This is a genomic window from Streptomyces sp. WAC06614 (genome assembly GCF_003949795.1).
Classification (GTDB): domain Bacteria; phylum Actinomycetota; class Actinomycetes; order Streptomycetales; family Streptomycetaceae; genus Streptomyces.
The window spans coordinates 1-7,895 of the sequence record NZ_RPRY01000309.1 but is presented as its reverse complement, the minus strand read 5'-3'; the positions used below and the strand labels follow the sequence as shown (position 1 = coordinate 7,895).

General features: G+C 73.0%; 5 protein-coding genes. 3 read left to right on the top strand and 2 right to left on the bottom strand.

The genetic code is table 11. The annotated features are described in order from the left end of the window. Positions 1-56: 56 nt before the first annotated feature. Positions 57-683 carry an NUDIX hydrolase gene (locus EF918_RS28865; protein WP_125651875.1) on the bottom strand — a complete coding sequence of 209 codons (627 nt, stop codon included), beginning with the start codon at positions 681-683 and terminating at the stop codon, positions 57-59. Positions 684-760: 77 nt separating this feature from the next. Beyond that, positions 761-2,413, bottom strand: coding sequence for a CTP synthase (locus tag EF918_RS28860; RefSeq protein WP_125651874.1), 1,653 nt, complete (start codon positions 2,411-2,413; stop codon positions 761-763). 604 nt (positions 2,414-3,017) lie between these two features. Between EF918_RS28860 and EF918_RS28855 the strand changes: the two genes are divergently transcribed. The 3 genes from EF918_RS28855 to EF918_RS28845 are packed head-to-tail and all read left to right on the top strand — an operon-like array spanning position 3,018 to position 7,835. Next, a complete protein-coding gene (locus tag EF918_RS28855) occupies positions 3,018-4,784 on the top strand; it encodes a glycoside hydrolase family 15 protein (RefSeq protein ID WP_185921969.1) in 1,767 nt (588 codons plus the stop codon). Between the two features lie 13 nt (positions 4,785-4,797). Next, positions 4,798-6,177 carry an FAD-binding oxidoreductase gene (locus EF918_RS28850; RefSeq protein ID WP_125651872.1) on the top strand — a complete coding sequence of 460 codons (1,380 nt, stop codon included), beginning with the start codon at positions 4,798-4,800 and terminating at the stop codon, positions 6,175-6,177. A 35-nt stretch (positions 6,178-6,212) separates the two neighbouring features. Further along, on the top strand, positions 6,213-7,835 hold the full coding sequence (locus EF918_RS28845; RefSeq protein ID WP_125651871.1) for a PucR family transcriptional regulator: 1,623 nt from the start codon (positions 6,213-6,215) through the stop codon (positions 7,833-7,835). Positions 7,836-7,895 lie beyond the last annotated feature (60 nt).

The following is a 7,895-nucleotide window of genomic DNA, read 5'->3' as shown; positions in this document are numbered from 1 at the left end:
CCCCGACGCGCTGCGCGGCCCGCAGGCCCCGTGGCCCGCCGCGCCCGTCCCTCCCGTCAGGCCTCGTACGGGCGGGCCGGCCACGGGGCCTGCGGGCCGCGCAGCGCGTCGGGGCCGCCGCCCGCGAGGGCGGCCGCCAGCGCCAGGACACCGGTCACCAGGCCGGGGTTGTGCACCTCGCCGGCGAGCACCTTGCCGACCAGCTCGCCGAGCGGAACCCGGGCCAGCTCCATGTCGGCCTCCTCCTCGGCGACCTCGTAGCGCTCGCCCTCGGCCTCGGCGAGCCCGCGGGCGAGGAAGATCCGGATCGCCTCGTCGGAGCCGCCGGGCGAGGCGTAGAAGTCGACCAGCACCCGCCAGTCCTCCGCCTTGACGTGCGCCTCCTCGTACAGCTCGCGCTGGGCGGCGAGCAGCGGGTTCTCGCCGGGTACGTCGAGCAGTCCGGCGGGCAGCTCCCACAGCCGGTGCCGGACCGGGTGCCGGTACTGGCGCAGCACCAGGACGCGGTCCTCCTCGTCCAGGGCGAGCACGCACACCGAACCGGGGTGCACCTGGTAGTCCCGGCGCGCCGTCGATCCGTCCGGCATCCGCACCCGGTCGGAGGAGACGGCCGTCTTCGCACCCTGGAAGGGGCGCTCGACCGAGACGACCTCCCAGCTCTCCGGCGTATCCCTGATGTCCATGACGGCAGACCCTCCTGCGAACGCGCGACAGCCGGGGTACACGGTCGTACCCCGGCTGCCTACGGTATGCGGGAACCCTACTCGGCGGTCTGCCGGCGCTCGATCGCCGCCTTCACCAGGCCCGCGAACAGCGGGTGCGGGCGGGTCGGGCGGGAGCGCAGCTCCGGGTGGGCCTGGGTGGCCACCAGGTAGGGGTGCACCTCGCGGGGGTACTCGACGTACTCGACGAGCTTGTTGTCCGGGGAGGTGCCGGAGAAGACGATGCCCGCCTTCTTCTCCAGCTCGCCGCGGTAGGCGTTGTTGACCTCGTAGCGGTGGCGGTGGCGCTCGTCCACGTACGCCTGGTCGCCGTAGACCTCGCGCACGATGGAGCCCTCGGCGAGCTTCGCCGGGTACATGCCCAGGCGCATGGTGCCGCCCAGGTCACCCGCGCCCTCGACGAAGGCGAGCTGCTCCTCCATGGTCGAGATGACCGGGTGGGGGGTGGAGGCGTCGAACTCGGTGGAGTTGGCCTCGGGGATCCCGGCGAGGTTGCGGGCGGCCTCGATGACCACGCACTGCAGACCCAGGCACAGGCCCAGCAGCGGGATCTTGTGCTCGCGGGCGTAGGTGATCGCGCCGACCTTGCCGTCGACACCGCGGTCGCCGAAGCCGCCGGGCACGCAGATCGCGTCCACGCCGGTCAGCTGGGCGGCGGCACCGGCCGGGGTCTTGCAGTCGTCCGAGGTGACCCACTTGATCTTGACGCGGGCGCGGTTGGCGAAACCGCCGGCGCGCAGCGCCTCGGTGACCGACAGGTAGGCGTCGGGCAGGTCGATGTACTTGCCGACGAGCGCGACCTCGACCTCGTGGTCGGGGTTGTGGACGCGGTCGAGGAGGTCCTCCCAGACGGTCCAGTCCACGTCGCGGAACGGCAGGTCGAGCTTGCGCACGACGTACGCGTCCAGGCCCTCGGTGTGCAGCACCTTCGGGATGTCGTAGATCGACTTGGCGTCGATCGCGGCGACCACCGCGGCCTCGTCCACGTCGCACATCAGCGAGATCTTGCGCTTGATGGAGGTGGGGACGTCCCGGTCGGCGCGCAGCACGATGGCGTCGGGCTGGATACCGATGTTGCGCAGCGCGGCGACGGAGTGCTGGGTCGGCTTGGTCTTCAGCTCGCCGGAGGGGCCGATGTAGGGCAGCAGCGAGATGTGCACGACGAAGACGTTGTCGCGGCCGACCTCGTGGCGGACCTGGCGGACGGTCTCCAGGAACGGCAGCGACTCGATGTCGCCGACCGTGCCGCCGACCTCGGTGATGACGACGTCGACGTCCTCGGTCGCCATGCGGCGGATGCGGTGCTTGATCTCGTTGGTGATGTGCGGGATGACCTGCACCGTGTCACCGAGGTACTCGCCGCGCCGCTCCTTGGCGATGACCTGCGAGTAGACCTGGCCGGTGGTGACGTTGGCCGAGCCGTCGAGGTCGACGTCGAGGAAGCGCTCGTAGTGGCCGATGTCCAGGTCGGTCTCGGCGCCGTCGTTGGTGACGAACACCTCGCCGTGCTGGAACGGGTTCATCGTGCCCGGGTCGACGTTCAGGTACGGGTCGAGCTTCTGCATCGTGACCCGCAGGCCGCGCGCCTTGAGCAGGGCACCCAGGCTGGAGGCCGTCAGGCCCTTGCCGAGGGACGAAGCGACACCCCCGGTGACGAAGATGTGCTTGGTCGTCATGGATTTGGGCGGCATCGCCAAGAGGGGGCTCCCGTGGTCGCGAGGTGAGGTGCGTCCGGCCGTCTCTCCCGTTTCCGGGGGTGCCGAAGCTGCGGTTTCGGGGCCGCTGATTCGCACAGGCGGACTCCCGGTCCACGGGGTACCAGCCTATCAGCGACCTGGACGGTCCGCCTCCGGCCACGCCCGCGGCCGGTGCGCACACCCGCCCCGGGGCGGGTGTGCGGGCGGCCCCGGGGCGGGGCCGCGGGGCCGCCCGCGGGCCCGTGGGGCGCGGGGCGCGCGGGCGCGCGCCGGGGTGTCCGCCAACCAGGTGGTGGCAAGACCGTTGGTCACACCAATACTCGCCACTCTTTTGGCGGAGCCTCATTGTTCCAAGACTTAAGGAGATCACTAGGGTGCCGACATATCCTGCTCGGATATCGCTCCACATCGCCGCCCGAGCAGTCCGGCTCGTCCCGTGACGGCAGCACCCAGCCGCTCACGACAACCGGAGCTCGCGCGGGGGACCCTAGGACCGCGCACAACCGCGCAATGCAAGCGCCCTTCGGGGCGGACGTGGCCGTTCGACTGGAGATGCAACGTGTCCGGGCGCATCGAGGATTACGCACTGATCGGGGACATGCAGACCGCCGCACTGGTCTGCCGGGACGGCTCGGTGGACTGGTTGTGTCTGCCACGCTTCGACTCCCATGCCGTCTTCGCGGCGCTCCTCGGCACGGAGGAACACGGCTTCTGGCGGATCGGGCCGGCGTACGCGCCCGGCAGCGAGATCCCCCGGGCGACCAGCCGCCGCTACCGCGGCGACTCGCTGGTGCTGGAGTCGGAGTTCGAGACCCCCCGCGGCACCGTCCGCGTGATCGACTTCATGCCGCCCCGCGAGGACCACGCCCCCCAGCTCGTCCGCATCGTGGAGGGCGTCAGCGGCCGGGTCCCGATGCGGTCGGCCCTGCGCATGCGGTTCAGCTACGGCCGGGTGGTGCCCTGGGTGCACAAGGTCGACGGGCGCACCGTCGCCGTGGCCGGCCCCGACTCGGTCTGGCTGGACACCGACGCGCAGACGTACGGCAAGGACCTCACCACGTACGCCGACTTCACCGTCGGCCCCGGCGACCGGATCGCCTTCTGCATCAGCTGGCAGCCCTCGCACAAGGAGCCCCCGGAGACCCCGGACGCCGAGGCCGCCCTGGAGGCCACCGCCGAGTTCTGGCGCGAGTGGGTCGAGCACTGCACGTACCACGGCCCGTACCGGGAGGCCGTGATCCGCTCGCTGATCACCCTCAAGGCGCTGACGTACGGCCCGACCGGCGGCATCGTCGCCGCGCCCACGACCTCCCTGCCCGAGGAGATCGGCGGGGTGCGCAACTGGGACTACCGCTACACCTGGCTGCGCGACGCGGCGATCACCCTCTCCTCGCTGCTGCGCACCGGCTACCGCGAGGAGGCCCGCGCCTGGCGCGAGTGGCTGCTGCGCGCGGTCGCCGGCGACCCGGAGAACCTCCAGATCATGTACGGCATCGCGGGCGAGCGCGAGCTCGGCGAGACCGAGCTGGACTGGCTGCCCGGGTACGAGAACTCCCAGCCGGTCCGGGTCGGCAACGGCGCCGCCCACCAGCTCCAGCTCGACGTCTACGGCGAGGTCACCGAGGCCCTGCACCTGGGCCACATGACCGGCCTGGCCCGCAGCGACTACGCCTCCCTGCTCCAGCTCAAGCTGATCCGCTACCTGGAGGCCCACTGGAACCAGCCCGACGAGGGCATCTGGGAGGTCCGCGGCCCGCGCCGGCACTTCGTGCACTCCAAGGTGATGGCCTGGGTGGCCGTGGACCGCACCATCAAGCTGATCGAGTCCGGGGACGCGGACGGCCCGCTGGAGCGCTGGCGCGAGCTGCGCGACGAGATCCACCGGGACGTGTGCGAGAAGGGCTACGACAAGGAGCGCAACACCTTCACCCAGTCCTACGGCTCCAAGGAGCTCGACGCCTCCCTGCTGCTGATCCCGCAGGTCGGCTTCCTGCCGCCCGACGACAAGCGGGTGATCGGCACCGTCGAGGCGATCCAGCGCGAGCTGTCCACCCCCGACGGGTTCATCCTGCGCTACCCGACCGCCGGCGACGAGGCGGGCGTGGACGGCCTGGAGGGCGACGAGGGCGCGTTCCTGGCCTGCTCCTTCTGGATGGCCGACGACCTGGCGATGATCGGCCGGGTCGACGAGGCACGCCGGCTGTTCGAGAAGCTGCTGTCGCTGCGCAACGACCTCGGGCTCCTCGCGGAGGAATGGGACCCGCGGCTCCAGCGGCAGGTGGGCAACTTCCCGCAGGCCTTCAGCCACGTCCCCCTGATCGACACCGCCCTGCGGCTCACGGCGAGCGGGGCGTACGGGGGCTGACTAGCCTGAAGGTATGTCTGGCTCGAAGGCGGGCGCGGCACTGGCCGCGCTCCGCGAGGATCTCTCAGGCGACGTCTTCGCCCCCGGCGACGAGGGGTACGACGGGGCGAGGGTCGTCTTCAACGCCATGGTCGACCGGCGGCCCGCCGTGATCGCGCAGTGCGCGAGCGAGGCCGACGTGGTCACGGCCGTGCGCTTCGCGCGGGAGCTGGACCTGCCCGTCGCCGTGCGCGGCGGCGGGCACAGCGTCTCCGGCTCCGCGCTCGGCGACGGCGCCCTCGTGGTGGACCTGCGCCGGCTGAACGAGGTGACGGTCCATCCGGCGGCCCGCGCGGTACGGGTCGGCGGCGGGGCCACGATGAGCCATCTGGACCGGGCCTGCCAGCCGTACGAACTGGCCACCACCGGGGGCCGGGTCTCCACGACCGGGGTGGGCGGGTTCGTGCTGGGCGGCGGCTCGGGATGGCTGGACCGCAAGTGCGGGCTGGCGGTGGACAACCTGCTGGGCGTGGACCTGGTCACCGCCGACGGCGAGCAGGTCACGGCCACCGCCGAGGACCGGCCGGAGCTGTTCTGGGCCCTGCACGGCGGCGGCGGGAACTTCGGCGTGGCCACCTCGATCACGCTGCGCCTGCACGCCCTGCCGCAGATGTCGGTGGCGTTCCTGCTGTACCTGCCGGAGCACGGCCCCGAGGTGCTGCGCACCTACCGGGACCTCATCGAGGCCGGCCCGGCCGAGGCGAGCGGCGCCGTGGTGTACCTGACCGGCCCGCCGGAGGACTTCGTACCGCCGCCTCTGGTCGGGCAGTTGCTGGCCGGGGCGATCCTGACGTACGCGGGCCCCGAGGACGAGATGCGCAAGCTGGCGCAGCCGCTGCTGGCGATCCCGCACGAGGTCGAGCTGGTCGTGCCCACCCCGTACGCCGACCTGCAGTGCATGTTCGACGACCCGCCGGGGATGCGGAACTACTGGTCGGCCGAGTACCTGACCGGGGCGCCGGACGCGTTCGTCGACGTGTTCTGCGCGCTGGGCACCGAGATGCCGTGGCCGACCGCGAGCCAGCACCTGGTGTTCCCGCAGGGCGGCGCGATCGCCGACGGCCCGGCCGACTGGCCGGTGCCGTACCGGGACGCCCCGTGGGGCGTCCACCCGTTCGGAGTCTGGGCCGACCCGGCGGACGACGACCGCGTCCGCGACTGGGTCACGGACGTCCGGCGCGCCGTCCGTCCGTGGAGCACCGGCGCGGTGTACCTGAACTTCACCGGGGACGAGGGCGGGGACCGGGTGGTCGCGGGGCTGGGCAGCGAGAACATGCGGCGCCTGGGCGAGGTGAAACGGACCTACGACCCCGACAACGTCTTCCGTTTCAACCACAACATCACACCCCTGTAGCGGCCGGAACCGGCCGGAAGGTACCGTCCCGCGACATGGACAACCAGGGCGGGATCACCGTTCAACGAGCTCTTGAGCTGCCCGGACTGCGCAGCGGGCTGCCCGAGGTGGTGGCCTGCGCCGACCGGCTGGGCCGGACCGTGCGGTGGGTGCACGCGGGCGAGGTCCCCAACATCGCGTCCCTGCTCAAGGGCGGCGAACTGCTGCTGACCACCGGGCTGGGCCTGGGCACCCGGCCCGCCGAGCAGCGCGCCTTCGTGCGCCGGCTCGCCGACCGGGGCATCGCCGCGCTGGTGGTGGAACTCGGCCCGCGGTTCACCCGGCTGCCCGCGACCCTGGTGGACACCGCGCGGGCGGCCGGACTGCCGCTGGTCCAGCTGCACCGCGAGGTTCCGTTCGTGGCGGTCACCGAGGAGGTCCACACCGAGATCGTCAACGGCCACTACGCCCTCCTCCAGCGCGCCGAGGAGGTCCACCGGCGCTGCACCGAGGCGCTGCTCGGCGGCGGGGGCATCCCCCAGGTGCTGCGGATCCTGGCCGACTTCACCGCCAACCCGGTCTTCCTGGAGACCCCCGACGCCCAGCTGCTCTACGCGGCGGGCAGCAGCGCCGGGGACCCGGGCGCCGACCCCCTCCAGGTCTGGGAGGGACTGCGCGGCCAGCGCGGCGAGGCACCGCCGTCGAACGCCGTGGTGGTCGACGTCCCCGGCGGCGGTCCCGGCACGGCGGCGGTCCGCGCCCGGCTGGTGCTGCTGGGCGTCTCCGCCCCCCTGCTGCCGGTGCACCGGATGGCGGCGGAACGCACGGCGGGCGTCCTGGCGGTGGTCCTGATGCAGGCCCGCCAGGAGGAGGAACTCGCGGCGCGCGGCCGCGGCGACTTCCTCAGCGACCTGGCGGAGGGCCGCATCTCGGCGGAGGACGCACCGGCCCAGGCCCGCGTCCTCGGCTTCAAGCCCGGCACCGGCCCGCTGCTGCCGGTGGTCATGCGGCTGGCGTCCGACCTGGGCGCGGCGGGGAACTGGTCGGTGCTGGCCCGGGCGGTCTCGGAGGAGCTGTCCTCGGTGGGCGTCCCGGTCCTGCTGGGCGTGCGCCCGGTGGAGGGCCGGGTCCCGCTGCTGGTGGCGCTGCGCTCGGAGTCGGAGCGTACGGCGGTGGCCGACCGGGTCGCTGCGGCGCTGCGGGCCGGGGTGGAACGGGCGGGCCTGCACCGCGCCGGCTCCCCGCCCGCGGTGGTGGTCGGCGTGGCCGGCGGCTGGGCCGCGGCCTCCTCGGGCCTGCGCCACGCCGCCGAGACCGCCACCGCCGCCCAGGGGCTGCCGCCGCGCCCCTGGTACGACGCCCGCCGCCTGGACATCGACCTGCTGCTGTGGCGGCTGCGCGAGCACCCGGACCTGGCGGCCTTCGTCGACCGCGCGATCGGCGCCCTGCGCGTGCACGACACCACCTCCCGCCCCCCGCTGCTGCCCACCCTGGAGACGTACCTGGCCCATGCGGGCCGCAAGGCGGAGACGGCCCGCGAACTCCACCTGAACCGCCAGACCCTGTACAACCGCCTGGCCCGCATCGCCGAACTCCTGGGCACCGACCTGGACGACCCGGAAACCGTCCTCTCCCTGAGCCTGGCCCTGAGAGCCCGCCGCCACACCCCGACGACCTAGCGACGGGGCCGCATTGCCCCACCCTCCGCGCCGGCCTGGTGCCGGGGGACGCGTTCCCAC